The organism is Stenotrophomonas sp. 2YAF26 (genome assembly GCF_052114625.1).
GTDB classification, from domain to species: domain Bacteria; phylum Pseudomonadota; class Gammaproteobacteria; order Xanthomonadales; family Xanthomonadaceae; genus Stenotrophomonas; species Stenotrophomonas indicatrix.
The window spans coordinates 121,912-146,799 of sequence record NZ_JBFRFC010000006.1; the positions used below are offsets into that span (position 1 = coordinate 121,912).

General features: G+C 64.0%; 20 protein-coding genes and 1 pseudogene. 14 read left to right on the forward strand and 7 right to left on the reverse strand.

Features of this window, described 5'->3' with window-relative positions; translation table 11 throughout:
• Window positions 1-5 precede the first annotated feature (5 nt).
• The 4 genes from cyoB (at window position 6) to AB4Y98_RS08765 (ending at window position 3,749) form a co-directional block, all read left to right on the forward strand.
• Window positions 6-1,982 (forward strand): cytochrome o ubiquinol oxidase subunit I, encoded by a 1,977-nt coding sequence (gene cyoB, locus AB4Y98_RS08750; RefSeq protein ID WP_025877427.1) that lies wholly within the window; start codon window positions 6-8, stop codon window positions 1,980-1,982.
• Window positions 1,979-2,614, forward strand: a complete 636-nt coding sequence (cyoC, locus tag AB4Y98_RS08755; protein ID WP_080353828.1) for a cytochrome o ubiquinol oxidase subunit III — start codon at window positions 1,979-1,981, stop codon at window positions 2,612-2,614. The genes cyoB and cyoC overlap by 4 nt, the downstream gene beginning before the upstream one ends.
• A 1-nt stretch (window position 2,615) precedes the next feature.
• On the forward strand, window positions 2,616-2,948 hold the full coding sequence (gene cyoD, locus AB4Y98_RS08760) for a cytochrome o ubiquinol oxidase subunit IV (RefSeq protein WP_025877422.1): 333 nt from the start codon (window positions 2,616-2,618) through the stop codon (window positions 2,946-2,948).
• Between the two features lie 114 nt (window positions 2,949-3,062).
• Window positions 3,063-3,749 carry an SCO family protein gene (locus AB4Y98_RS08765; protein ID WP_442244177.1) on the forward strand — a complete coding sequence of 229 codons (687 nt, stop codon included), beginning with the start codon at window positions 3,063-3,065 and terminating at the stop codon, window positions 3,747-3,749.
• Window positions 3,750-4,035: 286 nt separating this feature from the next.
• Here AB4Y98_RS08765 and AB4Y98_RS08770 read toward each other — a convergent pair whose 3' ends face one another.
• Window positions 4,036-4,620, reverse strand: a complete 585-nt coding sequence (locus tag AB4Y98_RS08770) for a S8 family serine peptidase (protein WP_312107515.1) — start codon at window positions 4,618-4,620, stop codon at window positions 4,036-4,038.
• A complete protein-coding gene (locus AB4Y98_RS08775) occupies window positions 4,620-6,386 on the reverse strand; it encodes a S8 family serine peptidase (protein ID WP_363733876.1) in 1,767 nt (588 codons plus the stop codon). The genes AB4Y98_RS08770 and AB4Y98_RS08775 overlap by 1 nt, the downstream gene beginning before the upstream one ends.
• Before the next feature lie 259 nt (window positions 6,387-6,645).
• On the opposite strand from AB4Y98_RS08775, the gene AB4Y98_RS08780 reads away from it, so the two are divergent.
• The 4 genes from AB4Y98_RS08780 (at window position 6,646) to AB4Y98_RS08795 (ending at window position 9,229) form a co-directional block, all read left to right on the forward strand.
• The gene (locus AB4Y98_RS08780) at window positions 6,646-7,071 is read left to right on the forward strand and encodes a hypothetical protein (RefSeq protein ID WP_394196770.1); all 426 of its coding nucleotides are present in this window, start codon (window positions 6,646-6,648) and stop codon (window positions 7,069-7,071) included.
• Window positions 7,068-7,391, forward strand: coding sequence for a hypothetical protein (locus AB4Y98_RS08785; protein WP_363733879.1), 324 nt, complete (start codon window positions 7,068-7,070; stop codon window positions 7,389-7,391). Before AB4Y98_RS08780 ends, AB4Y98_RS08785 begins: the two co-directional genes overlap by 4 nt.
• A gap of 94 nt (window positions 7,392-7,485) precedes the next feature.
• Window positions 7,486-7,926 carry a DUF2231 domain-containing protein gene (locus AB4Y98_RS08790; RefSeq protein WP_312107508.1) on the forward strand — a complete coding sequence of 147 codons (441 nt, stop codon included), beginning with the start codon at window positions 7,486-7,488 and terminating at the stop codon, window positions 7,924-7,926.
• Window positions 7,919-9,229, forward strand: a complete 1,311-nt coding sequence (locus AB4Y98_RS08795; protein WP_059065442.1) for a PQQ-dependent sugar dehydrogenase — start codon at window positions 7,919-7,921, stop codon at window positions 9,227-9,229. Before AB4Y98_RS08790 ends, AB4Y98_RS08795 begins: the two co-directional genes overlap by 8 nt.
• Before the next feature lie 50 nt (window positions 9,230-9,279).
• Here the strand turns inward: AB4Y98_RS08795 and AB4Y98_RS08800 are convergent, their stop codons facing one another.
• Window positions 9,280-9,942, reverse strand: a complete 663-nt coding sequence (locus AB4Y98_RS08800) for an exopolysaccharide biosynthesis protein (protein WP_442244178.1) — start codon at window positions 9,940-9,942, stop codon at window positions 9,280-9,282.
• Between the two features lie 172 nt (window positions 9,943-10,114).
• Here AB4Y98_RS08800 and yidA point away from each other — a divergent pair, with 172 nt between their 5' ends.
• The 3 genes from yidA to AB4Y98_RS08815 all read left to right on the forward strand — a co-directional run bounded on the left by yidA (window position 10,115) and on the right by AB4Y98_RS08815 (window position 14,214).
• Complete coding sequence (gene yidA / locus AB4Y98_RS08805; protein ID WP_394196774.1) at window positions 10,115-10,948, forward strand: sugar-phosphatase; 834 nt, start codon at window positions 10,115-10,117, stop codon at window positions 10,946-10,948.
• Between the two features lie 359 nt (window positions 10,949-11,307).
• A complete protein-coding gene (locus AB4Y98_RS08810) occupies window positions 11,308-13,623 on the forward strand; it encodes a TonB-dependent receptor (protein ID WP_442244179.1) in 2,316 nt (771 codons plus the stop codon).
• 288 nt (window positions 13,624-13,911) lie between these two features.
• A complete protein-coding gene (locus AB4Y98_RS08815; protein ID WP_223496980.1) occupies window positions 13,912-14,214 on the forward strand; it encodes a hypothetical protein in 303 nt (100 codons plus the stop codon).
• On the opposite strand, the gene AB4Y98_RS08820 is transcribed toward AB4Y98_RS08815, so the two are convergent.
• The 4 genes and pseudogenes from AB4Y98_RS08820 to AB4Y98_RS08835 all read right to left on the reverse strand — a co-directional run bounded on the left by AB4Y98_RS08820 (window position 14,211) and on the right by AB4Y98_RS08835 (window position 21,290).
• Entirely contained in the window at window positions 14,211-18,557 is a 4,347-nt protein-coding gene (locus AB4Y98_RS08820) for an AAA domain-containing protein (protein ID WP_442244180.1), read from the reverse strand. The two genes, AB4Y98_RS08815 and AB4Y98_RS08820, sit on opposite strands and share 4 nt — an antisense overlap.
• Before the next feature lie 36 nt (window positions 18,558-18,593).
• Complete coding sequence (locus AB4Y98_RS08825) at window positions 18,594-19,046, reverse strand: hypothetical protein (RefSeq protein ID WP_336022288.1); 453 nt, start codon at window positions 19,044-19,046, stop codon at window positions 18,594-18,596.
• A 99-nt stretch (window positions 19,047-19,145) separates the two neighbouring features.
• Window positions 19,146-19,628: pseudogene (locus AB4Y98_RS08830) on the reverse strand (YifB family Mg chelatase-like AAA ATPase); the annotation flags it as partial.
• A 342-nt stretch (window positions 19,629-19,970) separates the two neighbouring features.
• On the reverse strand, window positions 19,971-21,290 hold the full coding sequence (locus AB4Y98_RS08835; protein WP_442244181.1) for a hypothetical protein: 1,320 nt from the start codon (window positions 21,288-21,290) through the stop codon (window positions 19,971-19,973).
• A gap of 274 nt (window positions 21,291-21,564) precedes the next feature.
• On the opposite strand from AB4Y98_RS08835, the gene AB4Y98_RS08840 reads away from it, so the two are divergent.
• The 3 genes from AB4Y98_RS08840 to AB4Y98_RS08850 are packed head-to-tail and all read left to right on the forward strand — an operon-like array spanning window position 21,565 to window position 24,777.
• Window positions 21,565-22,398: a vWA domain-containing protein gene (locus AB4Y98_RS08840; RefSeq protein WP_108268039.1), complete on the forward strand. Its 834-nt coding sequence runs from the start codon at window positions 21,565-21,567 to the stop codon at window positions 22,396-22,398.
• Between the two features lie 2 nt (window positions 22,399-22,400).
• Entirely contained in the window at window positions 22,401-23,123 is a 723-nt protein-coding gene (locus tag AB4Y98_RS08845; RefSeq protein ID WP_442244182.1) for a hypothetical protein, read from the forward strand.
• Between the two features lie 13 nt (window positions 23,124-23,136).
• Window positions 23,137-24,777: a protein kinase family protein gene (locus AB4Y98_RS08850; protein WP_442244183.1), complete on the forward strand. Its 1,641-nt coding sequence runs from the start codon at window positions 23,137-23,139 to the stop codon at window positions 24,775-24,777.
• The last annotated feature ends 111 nt before the right edge of the window (window positions 24,778-24,888 follow it).

Below are 24,888 nucleotides of genomic sequence, written 5' to 3' on the forward strand. Positions count from 1 at the left end.
CGAACATGTTGGGTAAATTGACGTGGGAGGCCGTGCCGCTGCACGAGCCGATCGTCGTGGTCACGTTGGCGGCCATGGTGCTGGGCGGCCTCGCGCTGCTCGGCGCGGTGAGCTATTTCAAGCTGTGGGGCGTGCTCTGGCGCGACTGGTTCACCACGGTGGACCACAAGAAGATCGGCATCATGTACGTGGTCGTCGCGCTGGTCATGCTGGTGCGCGGCTTCGCCGATGCACTGATGATGCGCGCACAGCTGGCGGCGGCCGGGCCGGGCAGCGATGGCTTCCTGCCACCGGAACACTACGACCAGATCTTCACCGCGCACGGCGTGATCATGATCTTCTTCGTGGCCACGCCATTCGTGGTCGGCCTGATGAACATCATCGTGCCGCTGCAGATCGGTGCGCGCGACATGGCGTTTCCGTTCCTCAACGCCTTCAGCTTCTGGATCTTCGTGGTCGGCGCTGCGCTGATGATGATCTCGCTGGGTGTTGGCGAATTCGCGATGACCGGCTGGGTCGCCTATCCGCCGCTGTCGGGCATCGAGTTCAGTCCCGGGGTCGGTGTCGATTACTACATCTGGGCGTTGCAGGCCTCCGGCATCGGTACCCTGCTGACCGGCGTCAACCTGTTCATCACCATCCTGCGCATGCGTGCGCCGGGCATGACGTTGATGAAGATGCCGGTGTTCACCTGGACCGTGCTGGTCACCAGCGTGATCATCATCGCCGCCTTCCCGATCCTGACCGTAGCCCTGGGTGCGCTCACCCTGGACCGCTACCTGGACTTCAACTTCTACACCAACACGTTGGGTGGCAACCCGATGATGTACGTGAACCTGGTGTGGGCCTGGGGCCACCCGGAGGTGTACATCCTGGTGCTGCCGGCGTTCGGCATCTTCTCTGAAGTGACCGCCACGTTCTCGCGCAAGAAGCTGTTCGGCTACAAGTCGATGGTCGGCGCCACCCTGGCGATCGGCATCCTGTCCTTCATCGTCTGGCTGCACCACTTCTTCACCATGGGCTCCGGTGCCAGCGTCAATGCCTTCTTCGGCATCATGACGATGATCATCGCCATTCCCACCGGCGTGAAGATCTTCACCTGGCTGTTCACCATGTACGGCGGCCGCGTGGAGTTCAGCGTGCCGATGCTGTGGACCATCGCCTTCCTGGTCACCTTCACCATCGGTGGCATGACCGGCGTGCTGCTGGCCATCCCGGGCGCGGACTTCCTGCTGCACAACAGCCTGTTCCTGGTCGCGCACTTCCACAACACCATCATCGGCGGTGCGCTGTTCGGCTACCTGGCCGGCTTCGTCTACTGGTTCCCGAAGGTATTCGGCTTCACCCTCAACGAGCGCCTGGGCAAGTGGTCCTTCGCCTGCTGGGTGATCGGCTTCTACCTGGCCTTCATGCCGCTGTACATGCTGGGCTTCATGGGCATGACCCGGCGCATGAACCAGTACGACAATCCGGCGTGGACGCCGTACCTGATCGCCGCCTTCATCGGTGCGCTGTTCGTGTTTGCGGGCATCATCTTGATGCTGGTGCAGATCTACGTCAGCGTGCGCGACCGCAAGCGCAACCTCGACCTCACCGGTGACCCGTGGAATGCACGCACGCTGGAATGGGCCACGCCGTCGCCGCCGCCGTTCTACAACTTCGCCGTGGTGCCCAAGGCCGATGAGCTGGACGCCTTCCACGAAGCGAAGAAGCGTGGCCTGCCGCCTCCACCGAAGAAGTACGCACCGATCCACATGCCGAAGAACACCGGTGTGCCGCTGATCCTCAACGTCTGGATCCTGGTGCTGTGCTTCGCCCTGGTGTGGCACATCTGGTGGATGGCCGGTGCCAGCTTCATCGCGATGATCGCCACCCTGATCGCGCGCTCCTACAACGAGGACGTGGATTACTACGTCAGCTCCGAAGAGGTGGCGCGTACCGAAGCGGCCAACCACGCCAAGCTGCAGGAGGCAGGCGCATGAACCTGTTGACCCGTCCGCAACTGGACAGCGATGCGCTGGTCCACGACGACCACCACGCGCACGACCACGCCCACGAACAGGGCGGCATGAAGGTGTTCGGCATGTGGGTGTACCTCATGTCCGACCTGGTGCTGTTCGGCTCGCTGTTCGCCTCGTACGCGGTGCTCAGCACCGCCTACGCCGGCGGCCCGACCGGCAAGGAACTGTTCTCGCTGCCGTTCGTGATGGCCGAGACCTTCATCCTGCTGGTGTCCAGCATCACCTATGGCCAGGCCGTGCTGGCCATGCACCGCCTGGACAAGGCGGCGGTGCTGCGCTGGCTGGGCGTGACCTTCGTGCTCGGTGCCTCGTTCATCGGCATGGAGCTGTACGAGTTCTCGCACCTCATCCATGAAGGGGCCGGCCCCAGCACCAGTGCCTACCTGTCGGCGTTCTTCGCCCTGGTTGCCACCCACGGCCTGCACGTGGCCAGCGGCCTGATCTGGATGGCGGTGGTGATGCACCAGGTGTATCGCCGCGGCCTCACCCCGACCAACATCACCCGCGTTTCCTGCCTGAGCCTGTTCTGGCACTTCCTGGACCTGGTGTGGATCTGCGTCTTCACCTTCGTCTACCTGATCGGAGCCTTCTGACATGGCCCACGTCGAAACCTCGCGCGCCGGCAATGCGCACGGTTCCACCAAGTCCTACCTGATCGGCTTCGTGCTGTGCGCGCTGCTGACGGTGGTGCCGTTCGCGCTGGTGATGAACCCGGTGCTGTCGCGGCCGGTCACCCTGTTCCTGCTGGTCGGCTTCGCGGTCGCGCAGATCCTGGTGCAGCTGGTGTACTTCCTGCACATGGACCGCAAATCCGAAGGTGGCTGGAACCTCGCCAGCTTCGTGTTCACCCTGGTGATCCTGTTCATCGTGGTCGCATTGTCGATCTGGATCATCTGGAGCATGCACTACCACATGATGATCAACTGACCGTGGCCGGGGCGATCGGCAAGGAGTGCGCGATCGCCCTGGCACCTCAGCCCTCTCTCCCCCCAGGGCAGGCCTGACCGAGACCGCGCCCACCTCGTGTTGGTGGTACCCGTGATGCGTGTTGCTTCCGTTGTTCGTTCCCTGCGCCTGCCGCTGTTTGCCGCAGGCCTCGCACTCGGCCTGCTGGCCGGCTGCAGCGCGCAGTCGCGCATGGATTTCTATTCCAAGGACATCGCCTGCGAGGAACTGGGCCAGCACTGGACCATGCCTGACAGCGCCGGCACCCTGCGTGGCCCGAAGGACCTGCAAGGGCAGGTGACCTACCTGTTCTTCGGCTTCACCAGCTGCCCGGACGTGTGCCCGACCACGATGGTCGAACTGAGCCAGGTCAAGCACCTGATGGGCAAGGATGCCGACCAGCTACAGGTGGTGTTTGTGAGCGTCGATCCGGCGCGCGATACCCCCGAAGTCGCGCACACCTATGTGCACGCGTTCGACCCGAAGGCGATGGCACTGGTCGGTGACGAGGCACAGCTCTCGGCGATGGCCAGTGACTTCAAGGCGTTCTACGAGAAAGAGCCCGGACAGCTGCCGGACACCTACACGATGAGCCACATCGCCGGCGGCTACGTGTTCGACCGCCAGGGCCGCCTGCGCCTGTTCGCGCCCTACGGCATGCCGATGGAGCAGCTGTTCTCGGACGTGCAGCGGTTGCTGCTGGAGCCGGAACACCCGGCCGCGGGCAGTGAAGCATTGGCGGCGTGCAAGCTGCCGCACAGCGCGAGCGTCGCCGCCCGCTGAACGACGCATCGCCCTGGCAGGTGTCGACCTTGGTCGACACGCGATGAATGAACCTGGTGGGTGCCGACATCCTGATTCTGGCGGGTGCCGACATTGGGAATCTGGTGCATGCCGACCGTTGGGATTCTGGTGGATGCCATTGGAATCTGGTGGGTGCCATTGGATTGTGGTGGGTGCCATTGGATTGTGGTGGGTGCCGACCGTTGGTCGGCACGCCCTCCCGCTCGCCAATCCCCCGGCCGGCCAGGAGAGCCAACCGGCCGGGGGCACCACGCAACGCCCTAGATCACTTCTTCTCTTCCCACTGCACCACGTCCGGCTCGGCCGCGCGGATGCCCGCGGTCGACAGCAGTCTGGTGGTTGCATCCAGTGCTGCATTCACCGACGGGTACTCCACGATCGCCCGTCCCGAGGCCTTCGACACCTTCACCACGGTGCCGCCGGTGGCAGTGGCCGCACGCTGCGCCGAGGCGGCATCGGTAAAGAACACCTTCACTCGCGAGGTAGCCACCACCGGCGCGCCGTCGTTGGAAACCGCCGCCGCGAACTTGCCGGCGCCCGCATCCGCAGCGCCTGCGCTGCCACCATCCAGCGAGCGCTTGCTGCGCGAACTGGTGGTTGCGGCCGGCGCCGCTGACGGCGTGATCGTGAACTGCCCGCCGCCGGTCGCCTTCACGCTGGTCGAGGGCGAAAGCTGGAAACGGGTGCCGCCCACATCAAACGAACGGCCGGTCGCGGTGGCCTTCAGCGCCTGCGCATCCACGGTGGACAGGGTCTTTGCAGGCGGGGTCTGGCCCGAGCTCTGCGCCGAAGCGGTGGTCGTCATCGCCGCCAGGGCGAGAGTGCTCAACAGAATGGTCGTCTTCATCATCAGTGCCCCAGAACGCGGATCTTGAAGAATTCGAGGTTGCCGCGCGACGCTGCGTTCGCGGCCTGCCCCATGTCGGTCACTTCCAGGGTCCAGGTGCCCGTCGCCGCCTCATCCAGGAAGGCATTGCTGGACAACAGATCCCAGTTGGTGAAGTTGCGCTGCACGCCGCCCGTGCCGGAGCCGATTGCGGTGAAGGCCGGCTGCACCACGCTGCGCGTGCCACTGGGCGAAATCAGCACGAACTGCAGCTGGCGGGTGTTGCTGTGGTTCACCCGGAATCCCAGCTGCACCGATTCGATGTTGCGTGCACCATTGGCCACCTGGAAGGTCAGGCGCGCGGCGGCGTTGGTGGTGTTGCCAATGGCAACGGTGCGCGTGGTGGTGCGCCAGCCGGTGTCCACCAGCGGCCCCAGCGACTGGAAGTTCTCCGCCACCTGTACGGCACGCGCCGCATTGACCACGCCGAAGCCGTACCAGTTGCTGTAGGCACGATTGGCGGCGTTCACCGTCCAGCCCGGCACCAGCACGCGCCCATCGGCCAGCGTCACCGCCGGCTGGTTGGGATGATTGCGCGTGGCGGTAGTGGCCAGGATGTATTTCACATCGCGGTAGGACAGGTTCGGATTGGTTTCCAGCACCAGCGCTGCCACGCCCGACACCATCGGCGTCGCTGCCGAGGTACCGTTCATCCTGCCGGTGTAGTTGCAGGTGCTGTCGAGGGCTGACAGGTTGCTGTCCAGCGCGTTGTAACGCTGGGCGTTGGTGTTGCTGCCCTGCGCGCAGCCGGTCACGTCGGTGGTGAGGATGGCCGGATCGTAGCGAACCGCCAACTGGTTCGGCACGTACTGTCGCTGCCAGCCGTTCTCGCCACCAAAGCCGGACACCCACAGCGCCGAACCGGTGGACGAGTACGACGAACGCACGCCGTCGGCGCGTACTGCCGCCACGGTGATCACGTTGAACAGGTTGTTGCGTGGATCGCGGCCGGCCGGCACGCAGCCCGTCCTGCGGTTTTTGGTATCGGCGGTGCACACGTCCTGGAACTGGTTGATCGCAGCGTTGTCGAAGTTGTTGCCCGCCGCCTTCACGTAGATGCCGCCGCGGCCGCCGCGCGTGCCGGAGAGGGCCTGCTCATTGGATGCCACGTCGTTCTGGCTGAAGGCGAACGGTAGGTTCGGATTGCTGGGACCGGCGCCCCAGCTGTTGTTGAACACCTGCACATCGGCCGACTCGGCGCCATCCCACCACGAGTACTCGATATTGCTCAGCTGGTTGCCCGCAGCATCCGAGGCCAGCACGTTGAAGCCCTTCAGCGTGGCCGCGGGCGCAACGCCGCGCACGCCCACGCCGTTGGCACCGACCGCACCGGCGATGCCGCCGACCATCGTGCCGTGGTTGTCGCTGTTGGGGTCGGACGGCGAAGGGTTGTTGCTGCCGTTGGCGAAGTTCTTGCCTGCCACTGCCGCCACGTTGGCAGCCAGATCCGGATGCGCGATCTGCAGGCCGTCATCGACGATACCGATGATGACGCCTTGGCCGCGGATGCCGTTGCGGTACAGGCCATCCACGTTCAGATCGTTGCCGGCCACCGGCAGGGTATCGCCCAGCACCGCTTGGCCGGTATTGAGCAGGTGCCACTGGCGGCCCGCCAGTGGATCGGCCTGTTGCGCATGGGCGGTAACGGCCAGGCTGCCCAGCACCAGGGCAGTGGCCAAGGCCAGGCGCGCAGAGCGCGGTGGCGCGGAGCGTTGCGTGTGTCGCTTCATACACGAATCCTTCTGTTGTGAATCGGCATGGCAGGACGGCGGGGCGGATCTGCCCCATCGCAACGAGCCAAACGCGACACAACGAACAACCCCCTACCTCTTCACGCGGTCGATGTGCGGATGTGCCAAGTACGTCACAAACACTTATGTCGCCTTGTAATGACGACTGCGCCGCTCTGGTCTGTGCTTCGGTAGTTGCCAACCTTGGTTGGCGCACCCCCGCCATGCCACCATGCCCAGGCTCCCCGGAGGACACCGGATGAAACGCCCCAATGCCCGCGCCCGTGCCGATCTGGCCCCACTCACCGTGGCCACCATCCGCAAGGTGGTGCTGTCGATGTATCACCGTCGCCACGATTACTGGACCGACGCGGACATCGCCGAGCTGCTGCCGGAGCTCACCGCCTTCAACATCACCACGGTGAAGCAGCTGCGCCTGCTGATGAAACGGCACCGCCGCGCGCTGCTGCGGGAGGAGAGGACAAAGATGCCCCGGGCGCAGACGCTGGATCTGCTGGCGGGGGGCGGTTGGCATGGCATCGATGTGCACGCCAATACCAGCTGGTTCGCCATTGGCGGCCTGGTCCGCATCAGCATGGAACACGAATTCGGCTTCGAGACCATGCTGCCATTCCATGAGATACGCGACGCTGCCATGGAGCTGGATGCGGAGGCGCAGACGTGAAGATCCTGGCTTGGCTGTTGGCCTTGGCAGCTGTGCTTTATGTAGGGGGATGCTCGGCTACTTCCATCCTGGCCGAGCGCGGCATCGCTTCCCTGCGGCCCGGGGACCGTCGAGAGGCGGTCATCGATGCGCTGGGTGCACCCGATGTCACAGAGCCGCGTGGACAACGGTTTTCCCGCTATGCCAGCACGCCATGCAGTGGCACCTGCATGGAACGGCTGTGGTACGAAAATCCATTCCTGCCCCATATCGAGGCGTGGTCGGTGGAGCTGGATGGCACTGGCCACGTCGTGCGGACGTCGCATTGGGCATCGCCATAGCGTCGAGGCCATCCGATGCCCAGGTCATCGCACCCCCTCCCGCCCCCCTGTGCTACTACAGCCCGTGCACCCCTTCCCCGAACGGAGCACGACCATGGTCAACCCCGTCGCCCAGGCCCATCGCGGCCTCGGCACAACACTCTTCAGCCTGTTGAATCCGATACCGTTCGGCTTCTTCGTGGCCGGCCTCATTTTCGACATCCTCTACCTCAACACCGCTGAAGTGATGTGGGGCAAGTCTGCGGCGTGGCTGATCACCTTCGGCCTGCTGATCGCCATCCTGCCGCGGCTGATCAACCTGTTCGCGGTCTGGCGCCGCAACGGCACCGCCACCGGCACCGACCGCCTCGATTTCCTGCTCAACCTGGTCGCCATCGTGCTGGCGGTCTGGAATGCTTTCGTGCACAGCCGCGACGCCTATGCGGCGGCCGTGCCGGGCACCATCCTCTCCGCGCTGACGGTGGCACTGATCGCGCTCGGCTTCATCCTGCTTTCGCTGCAGCAGCCGGTGCTGCAAGGAGCCCGTCATGGCTAAGCGCATCCTGCCCGCCGTGGGCGTGCTCTCGTTGTCCCTGGCGTTGGTCGCCTGTGCCGGCAAGGCCGAATACCACCCGGCCGACCAGTCCGGCGCGCAACCGCCGTTGCCCAAGCCCGAGAACTACCTGTTGCCGCCGATGCAGGTGCCCAAGGGCGTGGGCTGGGCCGAAGGACAGGCACCGTCGGTGGCCGACGGCCTGAAGATCGAACGCATCGCCGCCAACCTGCAGCACCCGCGCCGGCTGCTGTCGCTGCCCAACGGTGACGTACTGGTAGTGGAAGGCAACGGTCCCGGCGAAGAGCCGGTCACCACGCCCAAGCAGTGGATCGCCGGCAAGGTGAAGGCGCGCTCGGGCAAGGCCGGCAAGGGCGGCAACCGGGTCACGTTGCTGCGGCGCGCGCCGGGCACCGGCACCTGGACCCAGCACGTGTACATCGAAAACCTGCACTCGCCGTTCGGCATCCAGCTGATCGGTGACACGCTGTATGTGGCCAACACCGGCAACATCATGAAATACCACTACGTGCCGGGCGAAACCCGCATGTCCGACAAGGGCAGCGAGTTCACCGACCTGCCCAGCACCATCAACCACCACTGGACCAAGGAACTGCTGGCCAGCCGCGATGGCAGCAAGCTGTACGTGGGCGTGGGCTCCAACAGCAACATCACCGAGAACGGCCTGGCCGTCGAGTACCGCCGCGCGGTGGTGCTGGAAGTGGACGTGGCCACCAGCGGCAGCCGCATCTACGCCTCGGGCCTGCGCAACCCCACCGGCCTGGACTGGGAGCCGAGTACCGGCAAGCTGTGGGCGGTGGTGAACGAGCGCGACGAGATCGGTGCCGACCTGGTGCCCGATTACCTCACCTCGGTGCAGGAGCACGGCTTCTACGGCTGGCCCTACAGCTACTACGGCCAGCATGTGGACGAGCGCGTGCAGCCGCAGCGGCCGGACCTGGTGGCCAAGGCAATCCGCCCGGACTTCGCCATCGGCTCGCACGTGGCACCGCTGGGCCTGCTGTTCTACACCGGCCAGGCGTTGCCGGCGAAGTACCACGGCGGTGCCTTCATCGGCGAGCACGGCAGCTGGGACCGTTCGCCGCTGAGCGGCTACGAAGTGGTGTACGTGCCGTTCAAGGACGGCAAGCCGGCCGGCCGCCCGGAAGCGGTGGTGAGCGGGTTCGCGTCCAAGGACGAGAAGACGCTGATGGGCGCGCCGGTGGGCATGGCCATCGATGCGGAGGGCGCGCTGCTGGTCGCCGACGATGTGGGCGATGTGGTGTGGCGGGTGTCGGCGAAGTAGCCGGCTGCCCGCGCATCACCCGTGCTGTAGGGCCGAGCCCATGCTCGGCTCTACAGCGCCGATGATCCGTTGCGGAAGCCACTGAACACCGATTCGGCCGCAAAGCCTACGCCGCCCAGCAGCACACCGAAGTACACCACCGACGCCACCACGAAGCCGTAGCCCGCTGCCACCGCCGCGCCATCGCGCTGGATGAAACCGATGGCGAAGGACATCAGCGCCAGCGCCGGCAGCGTGTTGCTGAAGGGAATCGGCCCGGCCGGCAGCATCAGCAGGATCGTGGCGAACACCAGCGCCAGGTTGTTCAACCGCATCATCTTCTTCGAGCGCACCATCGCTGCCAGCCGCATCGGCCGGGACAACCGCTCCATCCGATGCACCCATTTCAGGGCACGGCCCAGGTTGGCTTTCAGCTTGTCGGTGGCGATCTGCTTGTCGGCCAATCGCTGCGGCACCCACAAAGGACGGTCGCGCACGCGGCTCAGGCCGATCAGCAGGATGGAGGCACCGAACACCGTGCTCAGCCCGGGAATCGATACCGGAATCAGGAAGATCGCCGACAGCAGGATCACCACCAGCATCAGGCCTTCGTCGCCCAGCGCATGCAGCAGCGTGCCGACGCGGATATGGTCGCCGGGCAGGCCCTCGATCAGGTCTTCAATCTGCTGCGCAAGCGGGGCGGTGTCAGTGGCGTCGGGCGCTTGGTAGGTCATGCGTCGAAAGAGTGTCCAGGGAAGGGCGGTCGATAGGGCCGTCCTGCGGTGGGGGACGCACAGGCCCCACGAGTATCCCCGGCCAGCGCCGCGCAGAGGTGAACGATGCATGAGGCCGGCGTTGCCAGGCGGCCTGGCCTAAAATGGGCGTCCCCCGCACTGGTTGAAGATGATGGACATGGGTCGCAGGCAATCGACCATCGAACTGGTCGCCATCGATATGGATGGCACCCTGCTGGACCCCGCCCACAAGCTCACCGCGCGCGTGAAGCAGGCCATCGCCCGGGCACGCGCGCTGGGCGTGCATATCGTGCTGACCAGCGGCCGCCCGGTTCCGGGGCTGGCGCCGTTCCTGCACGAACTTGGCATCGATGGCGACGATGATTACTGCATCGCCTGTAATGGTGGCCTCGTGCAGCGCATCGGCCCGCGCGAGACGGTGGTCGAGTATCCGCTCAGCTTCGATGACTTCGTGTACTGCGAACAGGTTGCCCGCGAGATCGGCGTGCACTTCCAGGCGCTCGATGCCACGCGCATGTACACGCCCAACCAGGACATCAGCATCTACACCGTGGCCGACTCGCATCTTTCGCGCATGCCACTGTCGTACCGCCGCGTGGCCGACATGGACCCGGGTATGTCCTTCATCAAGCTGATGATGATCGACGAGCCGGACGTGCTGGATGCTGCCATCGCGCGCTTGCCAGCCGCGCTGACCGAGCGTTTCGCGGTACTGAAGAGCGCGCCGTTCTTCCTGGAAGTATTCGACCACCGCGCCGGCAAGGGGCCAAGCCTGCAGAAGCTGGCCGAGCACCTGGGCATCGACCGCGCCAACGTGATGGCCATCGGCGACCAGGAGAACGACCTCACCATGCTGCAGTACGCCGGCACCAGCGTGGCGATGGGCAATGCCATCGATGCGGTGAAGGCCGTGGCGCGCTTCGAGACCGCCACCAACGCCGATGAAGGCGTGGCCAAGGCGATCGAGCGTTTCGTTCTGCAGTAACCGCGCGTCCATCTTCCGGTAGGTGCCAACCTTGGTTGGCACACGCAGCCGGCAAGCGCCGACCAAGGTCGGCCTACCACGCAAGGGCTATACCCACGTATAGCCCATCCATACACATCGCCATCGGCGCTGTACCACGGTGCAATGGCGGATGCGGCAGTGCGATGCAAGAATTCCGCACGTCGAAATCACGCCACCGAATCCCACGGCAGATGATCGTCTTCATCCGCCACTGACCGGCGCGTACCGCGCCGTCATCACTTCAACGCAATCGCCGCCAGCCAGCGCGCCGCACACCGGCGCTGCATCGCGCTGGGCGTGCGCCTGCGCCACCTTTCCCCTGCACCCTGGATCTGGCCATGAACACTCCACCTACGCTTCTTGCCCTGGCAATCGGCATCGCACTCGTTGCACCGCTGCACGCTGCCGAGTCCACCGACGCGGCCCACGACACCCCCACCACCTTGAACGCGCTGCAGGTCATCGCCACCCCACGCGGTGCAGCCGTCGCGCCCACCCAGGTGGTCGGCCCGAACCGCTACGTCATCAACGCCACCGACTTGGATTCGATGGTGTCCGGCAACAACGGCCTGTCGATGCTGAAGAACGTGCCGGGCGCCAGCTACACCGCCACCGACGGCCTCGGCCTGGACATCTCGGCTACCAGCCTGTTCGTGCGCGGGTTCCGCATGAATGAAATGGGCATCACCTTCGAAGGCGTGCCGCTGAACGACAACGGCTTCCTCTCGCTTACCGGCACCAGCGTGGTCAACGTCGGTGTGCCCGATGGCATCGGTTCGATCACGGTCAGCCCGGGCGGTGCACCGGTGAGTGTGTTCTCCAGCAGCGTCAATGGCGGCAGCCTCGAGTACCGCCTGCGCGACCTGCAGGACACCCCCAGCCTGCGCCTCAAACAGGGCGTGGGCAGCAACAACACGCTGGTCACCACGGTCTCCGGCCAGAGCGGCCAGCTGGGCGAGCACGGCCCGAAGCTGCTGGTCGACCTGCAGCGCGTGTCGGCCGACAAGTACCAGGGCGCCGGCACCCAGAAGTTCCTGCGCGGTGACCTGAAGGCCCAGCAGGATGTGGCGTGGGGTGACTTCACCGTGTTCCTGTCCGACAGCAAGGCCGCGGTGTGGGGCTACAACAACATCTCCTTCGACATGATCCGCAAGTTGGGCTGGAAGGCCGACAGCTTCTATCCGGACTATGCGTGGGCGTACTACGTGGCCTCGCCGGAGAACGCCGACACGTCCTGCGGCGCCTACACCTGCGGTGAGCTGTCCGAGCTGATTCCCTACGACACCGGCCAGGTGACCCGCGACCGCGTCGCTTCGATCAACCATCGCTTCCAGATCACGCCCGCGCTCAGCGGCAACGTGCAGCTGTACAACGTCAACAGCCACACCCAGGCCACCTTGACCGACCCGACCGTGCCGTCGCCCAACGGCGCGCCCTTCTCCGAGCAGGTGCAGACGCCGCACCTCAATCGCTTGGGGGGCATGTTCAACCTGCAGTTCGAGACCGGTGCGCACACCCTCACCACCGGTTTCTGGCAGGAGAAGAGCAAGGCGGCCGCGAAGACCGAGTGGTACCAGCAGCCGCTGTTGGGGGAGGGCAAGCCACTGAAGGCCACCGGGCCGTTCGATGTGTACGGTCCGGCGTTCCAGACCGACAACGCATCCAGCTGGGTGACCCGTTCACGGCAGCTCTACCTGCATGACAACTACGCCGTCACCGACACGCTGGTGCTGGGGTTGGGCTTCAAGGCCGTGGACTTCACTACCACTGGTGGTGGCATCGGCGACTCAGCGGAGCGCCCGGTGTTCGGCACGCTGCGCGCAAAGAGCAACTTCCTGCCACACGTGTCGCTGTACTGGAGCCCGACCGAGCGGACCGATGCCTTCATCGACCTGGTCAACACCATGAACGGCTATCGCGTGGCCCAGCGCGGCAACATCGGCTACACCGCGTCGGCCTGGACCATCAGTGACCAGAAAGAGTTCGACCGCGTGGCCGGCACCCTGCGTCCGGAAAAGAACTGGAACCTGACCGTGGGCGCCAGCCACCGCTTCGACCGCCTGACCGTGACCGGTGATGTGTTCTACAACGACATCCGCAACCGCCTGCTGTCGGCAGCCATCGGCACCCAGTTCGCGCAGATCAACACGGTGCGCTTGATGCCGAAGATGCACGTGATCGGCGCCGATCTCGGCATCACCGCCGACCTGACCGACCACCTGCAGTTCTACCAGGGCATCGCACTGGCGCGCTCGTACTACGACAGCGATTTCGTGGTGGGCGATACCGTGTACCCGATCAAGGGCAACGCGCAGCCGGGCTACCCGCAGCTATCGCTGGTCAGCGACCTGTCCGCGCACTTCGGCGACTGGCGTTTCGGTGCCACCAGCACCTCGTACCTGCGCCAGCCCTTCACCTATGAAAACGACATCCGCGTGCCGACGTTCTGGCAGGTCAACGCGTACACCGCCTACACCCTGGGCCCGGACAGCATGCTGCCGGGGCTGGAGCTGCGGCTGGACGTAAGCAACCTGTTCAACCGCAACAACATCGGCACCGCCACCATCGCCGGCTCGTCGTTCTCGGGCGACTACCAGACCCTGCAGCGCAGCGCCCCCCGGCAGGTGATGTTCAGCACCTCGATGTCGTTCTGATACATGGAACGGGGTCGGATCCCTCTGCATGGCAGAGGGCTCTGACCCCGGTAGATCCACGCCATGCGTGGATGCACTTCGCGGCTCTTCGGCGGCTGCCATGACCGGGGTCGGATCCCTTTGCCACGCCAAGGGCTCCGACCCCATCCGCTGTTTGCACAATCTGCACTGATTTCCGGGCACCAACGCAAGGTTCCCACAATGTTGCTGGGTCATCCTGTACGCATGGCACAGCACAACCCCCGTTTCCCTCCGGTCCGCAGGCGCGCCCATGGACGTGCGCGTCCGGTGCCGTTCGCAGCACCGGCGGTCGACCTGGAGGCCGAATACCAGTTCTGGCAGGTCTATGACCGCGTAGTCCGCCCCCTGCCCGGGGGCGGGTTCCGCCTGGCCTGGCTGGTGCTGCAGGCCGTGTACCGGGCGCGGGCGCGCTATCCCGCCGACACCCACAAGGCCGCGCTGTCGCGTGTACTGTTCGGTACCAACATGACCGACGCGCGCGCGGCCGAACTGGAAGAGCTCTACGCGCTGGTCAGCCGCAGGCTGGCGGCGGTGGCACTGCGCACGCTGGCACCCCGCAACACCGCCTAGCCCGCCTTGCAGGGCATGCAGATCCGTCCTACCCCACCGGCACCGGCACGCAGGTCAGGGTCGAAGAACTCTTCCTGGCTGCGGATCTGCCCGCAGCGGCTGCAGACCTTCTTTTCCTTCGACTCCAGTCCCTGCACCTGCTCGATCACCTGATCGACCGCGGCCGAGCGGATTTCCGTGCCGGCCACTTCAATCAGGCGATAGAGCCGGTCGGACAGCGTCTGCACCGGGTCGCTGCCCAGGTTGAAGCGGTTGATGCGCAGGAAGCGGTAGCCGTAGCTTTCCAGGGTCAGCTGGCGCTCGACGTCGGCCTCCACCAGATAGCGCTCGTGGTTGCCCACATGCACCGGCTTGTCGCGGCGGAAATGGAATTCGAAACCGTCGTACTCGATCACGATCTGCAGCGCGCCGCGCACGGTCTGCACGGTCACCAGGAAGTCCACGCGCCACGCCGGGTGCTGATAGGTCGGGTCGAGCTGGCGCAGGTAGTCACCCACCGGGAACTGCGGAATGATCTCGACCGCATCGCCATGGGCAAGCACGAACGGCGTCTGCTGCAGCCACTGCAGCACCTTCGATTCCATCGGGCTGCGCGCATCGGTCTGCGCGGCGTCGGGCGCGGGGCGGTCCAGCTGGCTGGCGTAGTAACGCAGCGCATTGCCGATTGCGCCGCGGAACGCATCCACCGGCATCGAATGGACGAACCAGATCGCCTCCTGCGCACGGGAGAAGCCGACATTCAGACGCTGCACTTTCAGCTTGTCTTCCACCGCATCCACCGCGCCGCTCAGGCTGACCGGGAAGATGTAGTTCAGCGCATCCTGGCCGGCAGTCGCCACCATCGAATAGAAGATCAGCCCGCGTTCCTCACCCTGGCAGGAGTCGACCGTCATCACCTTCAGGCGAAGCCGCTCTTCAAACTCGCGGCCGCGCGGATGGTTGAACAGCGTCTTGGACAACAGCGTCTGCTGCTCGCGGAACGGCGTGATGATGCCCACCGTGGGCGGCGACTCCGTATCCAGCAGTTCCACCAGTCGCTCGGCGATGAAGGCCGCTTCGGCGTCGTTGGTGCTGCGGCTGGTGCGGTGCCCAGTGGCATCGACCTGGCTGAAGCGGATCACCTCCTGCAGCGGCCGGCTGCGGATTTTCAGTGCCTGCAGCTGGTGGTTGTAGAAGGTGGAGGACGAGAACCCGATCAGTTCCGCATAGCTGCGGAAATGCTTGCGCAGCATCACCGAGTACGAGGCCGAGAGCGAGCAGAACTCCAGCACCGAGCGCTTCACATCGAACATGGCCAGCCGTTCCAGCACGTCGGCCTGCTGGCTGACGTTGGTGCGGAAGTAGTTGACCAGGTCCGAGCGGTACTTGTCGTTCAGCGCGATGCTGGCGTTGGCGGCCTTGACGTTGGAGAACTGCTTGGAATCGCCCAGTACCACCACCTTGCGCGCACGCAGCAGCGCCGGCAGTGCCTGTGCCACCGAGACCTGCGAGCCTTCGTCGATCACCAGCACGTCGAACAGGTCCGGTGCCAGCGGCATGTATTCGCCGAACTCGCGGATGCTGGCGATCATCACCGGGAACGACTCGCGCACGCTCTCGAACTTGTCCACCGGGAACTTCTGCCGGTTGGCGATCACGCCCGCCAATGCCCGCGCGTCGGCGCGGTGATGATCCATGAAGCTGATCAGGCGCCCATCCACATGGGCATTCATCACCGAGGTGTTCAAGCGTTCCAGCTTGGTCTTGGTGCCCACATAGTCGTACTGCGGCGCGTCGACGAAGGCCTTGCGCGTGGCCATCCAGCCCTGCAGGAAGCGCAGGGTCAGCGCCCACAGCGCGGGATCGTCCTTCGGCTCGGCCAGCAGGGCCTCGACGATGGCCGGATTGAGCCGCGCCAGCAGGGTCATTGCCTGCCGTGCAACCGCCGCACCCGGTCCCGGCGCGGCGCCGTGGGCGATCTGCCGGTAGCTGGCCGCCAGCTGCGTGCCCAGGCCTTCGGCCTCCAGCTTCATGCGCAGCGCGTTTGCGCCCTGCACGATGTTCTGCAGGGCGGCTGCATCCTGCTTGAGCAGCAGCGGCCGTGTGGTGCCAAGCTGGTTGAGTTGCAGTTCCAGCCCGCGCACGGCATTGCCACGCAGCAGATAACCCAGCAGCGGCATCTTCAGCTGCTGGTATTGCAGCAACAGCGTGCCCAGCAGCCGTATCTGCTCTGCATCCAACGACTCGAACAGCGCCCAGCCGTCAACCGGTCGGTCGGCAAGAAAAGCGGTGGTCACCGCATCGCGACGGATGCGTTGGTCCAGCGACGCCGGCGTGTAGTCGGTGCTGCCGAACAGATCGGCAAGATAGGCTTCCAGTGCGTCCGCCTGCGCGGTCACCGCTTCCAGCTCGGTCAGCACGTTGGCATCCATCACCGCGTGCACCTGCTGCAGCACCGCGGGGGCGCGCTCGCCCAGCTCCGCTTCCTGCTCGTGCATGGTCTTCACTGCAGCAAGCGATACACGCCCCAGCGTCTGCACGGTAGTGGAGATGGCCTGCCGGAGCGTCTGTGCCGTGTCCTGGCGCTCGCTCTCAAGGGCGGGCTGGTTGGCCTTCATGGCCTTGGCGAAGGCTGAAATCTGGCTGATCGTGCCGGTGGAGGTCAGGCGCTTGAAGTTCGCTGCCTGCTGGCCCAGCCGCAGGATGGGGTTGGGGAAATCGCGATCGTGGCGAACCCGGCTCATCGCATCGGACAGCTTGTCGTACACCACGTCCAGCGCTTCGGTCTTGTCCGACAGCACCAGGCAGCTCTTCTTGTTGAACGCACAGTCCGCGGCGATGGCGGTGATGGTGTGCGACTTGCCGGTGCCAGGGGGGCCTTCGACCACCACGATGCGGCCCTGTGGCTCGCGCACCGCCAGCAGGATCTTGCGCTGCTCCTCATTCAACGGAATGGGCGAATCGAACACCATGCGCTCTACCAGCGGCAGCGCATCCCAGGCCGACTCCACTCGTTCCCCGATGGGTTCGGGGTTGCGCATCAGCACGCCTTCCACCATGCCGTGGAACAGATCCACCAGCTTCGACCCCCCATTGCGGGCCTGGTCGATGATCTCCTCGAAATCATTCAACAGCGCCTCGTCGGCGCGCTCGAACGCAGCCAGGTGCAGGGCAGGCGACAGCGCAACGGTGGCGGTGGATGCCTCGCTGGCAGACGAGGAAAGCGAGACGTCGCCGCCCAGATCCACCGCGTTGGCCACCTGCCGGAACAGCGACGCTGCCACTTCGAACAGGCTCTGCGCCGGGTCGAGGTACTGGATGCGCTCCTGGATCGGCGACACCCACTCGCGGGCCATGCCCACGGCCAGTTCCTGCAGCACGAAGTCGATCGCGCGGCGGTTGGCGAACAGCCGGTTGCTGAGGGTCAGGGTGTAGCCCGACCCATCCTTGGCCCGCACCACGTCCAGCGGCAGGTAGAACACCGGGTACTGCACGCCCGCGTACTTGAGCGTGCCCACGTAGAGATACAGCTGCAGGCCATCGCCGGTGGCGACATAGGTTTCCAGGTCGCGGAACTCATGGAAGGCGTCGGCCGCCACGAAGTTCTCGAAGAAGGCCATCAGCGCGCTGATCGTGCCTTCGCGGGTCAGCTGGTGCTCGCAGGCCTGCTGCAGCGGCAGTTCATCACCGGCGGCCAGCAAGCGCGCCAGCACCTCCGGCAGGGTCTGGTACAGATCCACAACGGAGCGGGTGACCAGGTCCGATTCAGCCGCGTGCAGCGAATCCATCACCCAGTACGCCTGGCCCTGCAGTGGGCCGGCCAGATGCGCGATCAGCGGCCGCACCACCTGCACGCACATCGCATCCACCAGGGTGCCCTGCACCGATTCCACCCATGCTTCCGGGTCTTCCAGCGCGCCGGCCATGCTGGCGCGCGCCTTGTCCAGCACGGCCACGCGCACCGTGGCGATGGCGGTCTCGGTGATGGCGTTCACTTGTTCTTCGACGATGCGGCGCAGCGCCGCGCTGATCGGCCGGGTGTAGCTGCGCGGGCCGATGGTGAACGAAAGCTCCTCGCCGGAGGGCCGGCTGAGCAGCTTCCACAGCTCCTTGTCCAACGCAGGATACGGCGCGGTGCGCATGCCTGCGCGGAAGCCGGAATCGCTGGTAAGCACGATGCGGCGCCGCGGTGCCTGCGCGCGCTTGAAATCCGATTCAAGGAAATCGCGGAAGTACTGCGAGATCCGCACCGCGATTTCGCGCATCTTCGTTTCACCCAGTGGCCCGCCGCCGCCGGTTGCCGCAGGTGTCAGCGGGGTGGACGCATCGGAGGTCGGCAGGTGCGGCGGTTGGGGAGTGCTCATGTATGGCTGGGCGGGCACCTGGCAAGGCAGGCACCGCTAGGGACTGGGTCCTGCATGGTCGCACGCGTCGCCCACGGCGGGGAGGGGGCCAGTGCCCTCCAGTACCGACGGCAGGATCATGTGCGACGTCAACGATCGCCAGAACAGCGACTCGTCGTAGCTGTCAAAGTCGGTCCGGACCAGAATCGGCGACGGTAGCCCCTGCGCGCGCAGACGCAGGCGGATGCTGGCGACTTCCTCGCTCAACCCCACGCCGAACAGCACCAGCTGCACCTTCGCATCGCGCAGCACGAATGATTCCTGCAACCGCGTGCCGAGGCCAGCAGCCAGGAACGTTCCCACCAGGTCGTAGTTGCGCCATTCCAGCACCGACAGGCCGCTGTCCACGCTGTAGATCGATTCCATGCGGATCAGGCCGCGCCGTCCTATCGTCCGTGATATCCGCTGACGGGCGGCCTCCTGCCCGCCCATGATGAGCATCCTGAGCAAACCGCGTCTCCTTGTGTATGGGCTCGCGGAAATGGTCACGGCGCAGGTGGCATCGCAGATATCAGATGAATCTGATTCCTTCGTGCATGCAGCAGCGTGCTAGGTGCCTGGCTTGCCCCGATCCAGCTGCCGGTAGCCGATGGCCTCGGCCAGGTGCGCGGTCTGGATGCTCTCGCTTTCGGCAAGATCGGCAATGGTGCGTGCCACGCGCAGGATGCGATGCATTGCCCGCGCCGACAGCTGCAGGCGTTCGATGGCCTGTTCCAGCAGGTCCTGGTCGGCTTCGCTCAAGCGCGTGCACGCACGCAGCGCAGCCGGCAACAAGTGCGCGTTGAGGCCACCACGCGCCTGTTGCCGCGCATGCGCCGCTTCCACACGTGAACGAACACTGGCGCTGGGTTCGCCCAGTGGTGTGCTCTCACGCAGCTCCACCGCATCCATGCGGCTCACGTTGATGTGCAGGTCGATGCGGTCCAGCAACGGGCCTGAGGGCAAGGATTGGAGCGCAGCCAATCCTGGCGAACGCTTCCCCGGCGCCGTTGGGAAGAAGGCAGCCACCAAAGCTCTGAAGAAGGTTGGGAAGGTCGCCCGGAAGGTGAAGACGGTGCCGGTTCGGAAGGCTACAAAAAAGGCAGCAAAGAAGGCCGTGCGCAAACAGGGCTAACAACGTCGGGCAGATTCCACAATCCCGCGAGATCTCAAATCTCCGTCTCGTTGGAGATTGGGCATCAAACCGCTGAGCTACTCAGTCCCCAGTGCGGTGGCGTTGCTAGAAGGCGATCAAGAAGCGCACTTTTCGCTAAGCTGAAGTGAGGCGCAGGCATGCTGTAGGCCTGCTACTCGCATGAGGCCGCAAGCCTCGAGAACTACGGTGGCGATTGTTGTCGTGGAAAACTTTCGCTCCCTTCAGTCACTCGCGTGCGATCACTTACAGACGCTATCTTCTACTTCGATGGTAAAGGCTAGATCGTAGCCGCCTGGAATGCCGCCTGTCCAAGTGCGCTTTTTCAGTGCCAATGCGTATCCATTCATCACCACGGGTTGCTCGTTGATCTTGATGTCAAGATCTTGCCCGGAAAGCGGCCAGCCGGGGATTGCCGCGTTTGCAAGGAGCGATGCGAACTGCGAGAAGCGCTCTTGCGCCTGCTCTGCTTCCTCTGGGGCATTAATGTTCAGAACTAGCTTCAGCTTTGCAACGGTGAGCTCGGCACCCTCCACGTAATATGCGATATTGTTAGGAAACGGTGCCTTTCCGAGGTCCAAGTAGTCTGAGCTTGCTCGCCATCCATCATGTGTACGGCGGTAGGCGTTTGTACGCAGACCCGCATTATCCAGGAATGTGGTCGCGAGATGCGGAAGCCAGCCAAAGCGAGGCGATACCTTGGGGGGACGGACTGAGAGACGTCTCACTTTCCTGACTTCTGCGATTGACGCGTCTATCTCGGCAGCGTCCTGGGGCGGGAACAGGGCTGCGTGATGCTGCCAACGTAGCAATCCCACGGTGTCTGCCCTGAGTTCTCTAATCAGCTTCCACGCCGTATAGCGACGCAGGGTCGGATCCTTCATGGAGAAGTGGAAGCTGGCGAATACACCTTCGTAGACTGAATAGAGATGAAGGCAGTAGAGGAACGGCAGGAACATCACCGTTAGTAGAATCGGGATGGCGAAATCGCGCGCAGTGTCTGCACTGGCGAAATCGCTGAGATGGGTAATGGAGTAGTAGATCGAATTTCCGAGCATCAGCAGAGCTAGTACGATCATTATCGCCATGCCTCCGAGATGAATCGACCTCAGCTTCTCGGCCCGATCACTCAATGCGACGACCAAGCTCAACAGAATTAGGGCAGCGGCAATGACCAGCTCAGTAGCGAGGCTGAAGGTGTGGCTCGCGGTGACAAAAGCGACCACGGCCGCCAGGCCGGCTGCGTCAACCATTGTGGACTTGAAGTAGGCCTTTCCAGTCGAAATTTTCTGGAAGTTGTAGAGAGAAAGCAGCGCGGAGCCGCCCGCCCAGATCAATGTGGTCTTCAGATTGTCCCACCGCCACCATCCCAAGGCGGAAAGCACCGATACAGATGCAAGCACATACAGGGTTGCGGAGCCAAAAACATATGCCAGCGGTGGCTTGGCGAGCAGGCTGAGGGCTCGAACTGGACTGAGGCGACTTCTGACCTTCCAGGCCAAAGTACCAAAGATCAGCGAACCCCAGATCAGAAGGGCGATCTCGCGGTTGTCCAAGTCCATCGCTGTCCAATGAGAATCGCTAGGCGGGCTCCGGGGTAATCTTATCGTGCCTTCGCCGCTGCCCCACTCTTGTCTGCTAGCGGATGCCTGGAAGCGCGAGCACTCATGAAGGCGGTGCTTCTGATCGTGTCAGAGAATTCCTACCCCGCATTTTTTTGCGTGGCTGGTGGAGGTTTCTGCTCCCGCGCGGCATGATAGAAGAAAGGGAAAGGAAACCTGCTCAATCGAGACTTGGGTGCCTACCCCCTCTACTTCCAGATTGCAGGGGATATCGATGGCTTACACYGCTGAGATCAGCAGAACCAGTCCGACCGCGTTCCTTTTCCTCGTCGATCAGTCCGGCTCGATGCAGGACACGATGGAGAACGGCAAGTCCAAGGCGCAGTTCGTCGCAGATGTGCTCAACCGCACCCTTGCCACCTTGATCACGCGATGCACCAAGTCGGAAGGCACGCGCGACTACTTCGAGGTCGGCGTCCTGGGCTATTCCGGGTCTTCAGCGGGAAATGGCCTTAGTGGTGGGCTGGCATCGACGGTCCTCCATCCGATCTCCCAGATCGAAGCCAATCCTCTGCGTGTGGAAAGCCGCACCAAGAGGGTGGATGACGGCGCCGGCGGTCTGGTGGATCAGTCCATCAAGTTCCCCGTATGGTTTGAGGCCAAGGCCTCGGGCGGAACCCCGATGTGCAATGCAATCACCACAGCGGCCGGAGAGCTGGTCGCCTGGTGCGATGCGCATCCGGACAGCTATCCGCCTACCGTGCTTCACGTCACCGATGGCGAGTCCACCGACGGTGATCCGGAATCCCTTGCCCAGCAGCTGCAGCAGATCAGCACCAACGACGGCAACGTGCTGCTGTTCAACCTGCACGTGAGCACCAGCGGCGGTGATCCGGTCAAGTTCCCGAGCTCTGATGCGGGCCTGAGCGACGCGTACGCCAAGCTGCTGTTCCGCATGTCCAGTGCGCTGCCTCCCCACCTGCAGAAGGTCGCGGAGGAAAAGGGCATCAAGGCAACGATGGAGTCCAAGGGCTTCGTGTTCAACGGTGAGATCGCCGAGATCGTGGACTTCTTCGATATCGGTACGAGGGCTGCGCAGCTGCGCTGACCATGGCTCTGACCGTTCTCTTCGAAGGGACGGTGGCTAAGCACGTTGAGTCACCGGATGACAATGAGGACGCCTACCGCTTGGCCCCTGAGAGGGGGCGGGTGGTGCTGTCGGACGGTGCGTCCGAGTCCTTCGACGCCCGAAATTGGGCGCGTTTGCTCGTTGAGCGCATCGCAGACGAAGAGCTGTCTATGGATGCGGTCACTGCGTGCGCGCGCTCATACGAAGCGATGCACGATCCGGAGACTCTTTCCTGGTCAAAGGCTGCGGCCTATGAGCGGGGGAGCTTTGCCACGCTGCTGGTCGCGCAGGATCTGCCCGAGGCCAATGCCGTTCAAATCACCGCGGTTGGTGACAGCTTGGCCGTGTGGCTGGACGGTGATCAGTGGGTGACCTCAGCCCCTTATGAGTGCTCGGGCCAGTTCCAGGAGAAGCCTTCGTTGCTGGCCACCCGGCTGGAGTTGAATGAGCCAGGTGATCATCTCTGGAGCATCCGCGAGTGGACGTATGAACCGCAGGGACATCGGTTCCTGCTCTGCATGACCGATGCGCTTGGTGCTTGGCTTCTCGCTCACCAGGAGCGGGGGGATGGCTCGGCACTGGAGCTGCTGCGTGGCATACGCGATGTTCAAGAGCTCACCGAGCTGGTTGAGAACGAGCGGGCTGCGGGGCGCATGCGTCGAGACGATTCCACGCTGATCATTGCGTCTGCAACTCAGTCTTGAGGCGTACCGGACGATGGCTTACCCATCTTTGGAGCAGTACAACGAGGCGTTGCAGTCACCGCAGTTGGTGCTGCTGGACCCGGAGCTCAAGCGCGGCACCCTGAGAACCACCGGGCTGGGATTGCCTCTGGCGCTATGCGGCGGCTTCGCCTTGACCTATGCGGTGACGGTTGGTGCGCAGAAGTACGCGCTGCGCTGTTTCCACAAGGAATCCCGGGAGCTGGAACGGCGCTACCAGGCAATCTCGACACGGCTGGATCAGCTCAAGAGCCCGTACTTCCTGCCATTTGAGTTCAACCCTGCCGGGATCCGGATTCAGGGCAGCACGTACCCCACCGTCAAGATGGCCTGGGCCAGCGGCAGCACGCTGGCCGAGTTCCTTGAGGCCAAGCACGCCAACAAGGCGGCGCTCCAGAATCTGCGAGTCGCACTGACCTCATTGGCCAGCTACCTGGAGCAGAACAATCTCGCTCACGGGGACATTCAGCCCGAGAATCTGATGGTCAGTGCGGACGGCACCAAGGTGCAGCTGATCGACTATGACGGTCTCTATGTCGAGTCGCTCAAGGGTGCCAAGGCGACCGAACTGGGGCAGCTCAACTTTCAGCACCCCCAGCGGTCGGCCAATGACTTTGGTCCCACGCTGGATCGGTTCTCGTTTCTCACGCTCGATGTAGCTCTTCAGGTTCTGATTGCTGCTCCCGGGACCTGGGCATCTTCACGCTCTGAGCCCAGCGCGGTTGTGTTCCGTCGAAACGACTTCCTCGACCCCGCACAGTCGAGCGTGTTTCAGGGTGCGGTGGCCCTTTCCGGCGTCAAGGCGCATGTAGAGAACCTAGCCAAGGTTGCTGCGGGAGCGTTCTCGGCCGTCCCGTCCCTGACCGATTTCCTCCAGGGCAAGGGAGTTCCTGCAGGCCCGATCGCCATACGAACCGCTGCCCAAGTCCTTACGTACCAAGGGCCATACGTGGTGGCTGACGCCGCCAACTACAGCCAAGTTCTTCAGATGGTTGGAAGTCGCGTCGAGCTCGTTGGTCGGGTATACGCCGTGACGCATCAACGCACCAGCAGCGGCAAGCCCTACATCTTTGTGAACTTTGCAGATTGGCGGGGCCAGGCGGTCAAGCTGTCCATCTGGTCAGAGGGCATCGATGCCATCAGGCCCAATCTACCCGACGCCTCATGGGTTGGGCGCTGGCTATCGGTCTCTGGCCTCATCGATCCGCCCTTTAGCAAGGGATCCCGTTCAGGCCGCTACACGCACCTGTCGATCACCATCAGCGCATCTGGACAGATCCAGGCGCTGGCGGAGAAGGATGCGAAGTACCGCTTGCAGGTTGCAGGCAAGGCTGCAGGCACTGCTGCGCCAACGGTGAGCAGCCGCAATGCAGGCATCCTGATAGATATGGGAGTGGCAGCGACAAAGCCAGCAGTCTCGGTCACTCCATCGATTCCGCCAGCGCCTCCTCAAAGTCGCAATCAGTCCATTCTGGGGAGCATGCAGCAGTCTGCGAATCAGCCTTCTACCCCACAGAGTCGATCACCCATTTCGAGTACGCCTCAGCTAGGCTCCACCTCGTCGAACAAGGGGTGCTGGTCGGTAGTGATCATCGGCATGTTCTTCCTGCTGGCACTAAGGGCGTGTGCTGGGTAAGAGAGTCCCAACCTCGCTGTGGCCTACCCGTCGATGCCAGCGGCACCCTGAGTAGGTACGCTACCCTCCAATGGTCCACTTGGTCCCGGAGAACACACGAGCCCGAGGATC

Excerpts from the sequence above, each read along its gene's own strand:
- AB4Y98_RS08765 (WP_442244177.1), top strand. The coding sequence starts at position 3,063 with ATGCGTGTTGCTTCCGTTGTTCGTTCCCTGCGCCTGCCGCTGTTTGCC.
- AB4Y98_RS08770 (WP_312107515.1), bottom strand. The coding sequence starts at position 4,620 with ATGATGAAGACGACCATTCTGTTGAGCACTCTCGCCCTGGCGGCGATG.
- AB4Y98_RS08850 (WP_442244183.1), top strand. The coding sequence starts at position 23,137 with ATGGCTTACCCATCTTTGGAGCAGTACAACGAGGCGTTGCAGTCACCG.
- AB4Y98_RS08780 (WP_394196770.1), top strand. The coding sequence starts at position 6,646 with ATGAAACGCCCCAATGCCCGCGCCCGTGCCGATCTGGCCCCACTCACC.
- AB4Y98_RS08795 (WP_059065442.1), top strand. The coding sequence starts at position 7,919 with ATGGCTAAGCGCATCCTGCCCGCCGTGGGCGTGCTCTCGTTGTCCCTG.
- AB4Y98_RS08810 (WP_442244179.1), top strand. The coding sequence starts at position 11,308 with ATGAACACTCCACCTACGCTTCTTGCCCTGGCAATCGGCATCGCACTC.
- cyoC (WP_080353828.1), top strand. The coding sequence starts at position 1,979 with ATGAACCTGTTGACCCGTCCGCAACTGGACAGCGATGCGCTGGTCCAC.
- AB4Y98_RS08820 (WP_442244180.1), bottom strand. The coding sequence starts at position 18,557 with ATGAGCACTCCCCAACCGCCGCACCTGCCGACCTCCGATGCGTCCACC.
- AB4Y98_RS08800 (WP_442244178.1), bottom strand. The coding sequence starts at position 9,942 with ATGACCTACCAAGCGCCCGACGCCACTGACACCGCCCCGCTTGCGCAG.
- cyoD (WP_025877422.1), top strand. The coding sequence starts at position 2,616 with ATGGCCCACGTCGAAACCTCGCGCGCCGGCAATGCGCACGGTTCCACC.
- AB4Y98_RS08790 (WP_312107508.1), top strand. The coding sequence starts at position 7,486 with ATGGTCAACCCCGTCGCCCAGGCCCATCGCGGCCTCGGCACAACACTC.
- AB4Y98_RS08845 (WP_442244182.1), top strand. The coding sequence starts at position 22,401 with ATGGCTCTGACCGTTCTCTTCGAAGGGACGGTGGCTAAGCACGTTGAG.
- yidA (WP_394196774.1), top strand. The coding sequence starts at position 10,115 with ATGGACATGGGTCGCAGGCAATCGACCATCGAACTGGTCGCCATCGAT.
- AB4Y98_RS08775 (WP_363733876.1), bottom strand. The coding sequence starts at position 6,386 with ATGAAGCGACACACGCAACGCTCCGCGCCACCGCGCTCTGCGCGCCTG.
- AB4Y98_RS08835 (WP_442244181.1), bottom strand. The coding sequence starts at position 21,290 with ATGGACTTGGACAACCGCGAGATCGCCCTTCTGATCTGGGGTTCGCTG.
- cyoB (WP_025877427.1), top strand. The coding sequence starts at position 6 with ATGTTGGGTAAATTGACGTGGGAGGCCGTGCCGCTGCACGAGCCGATC.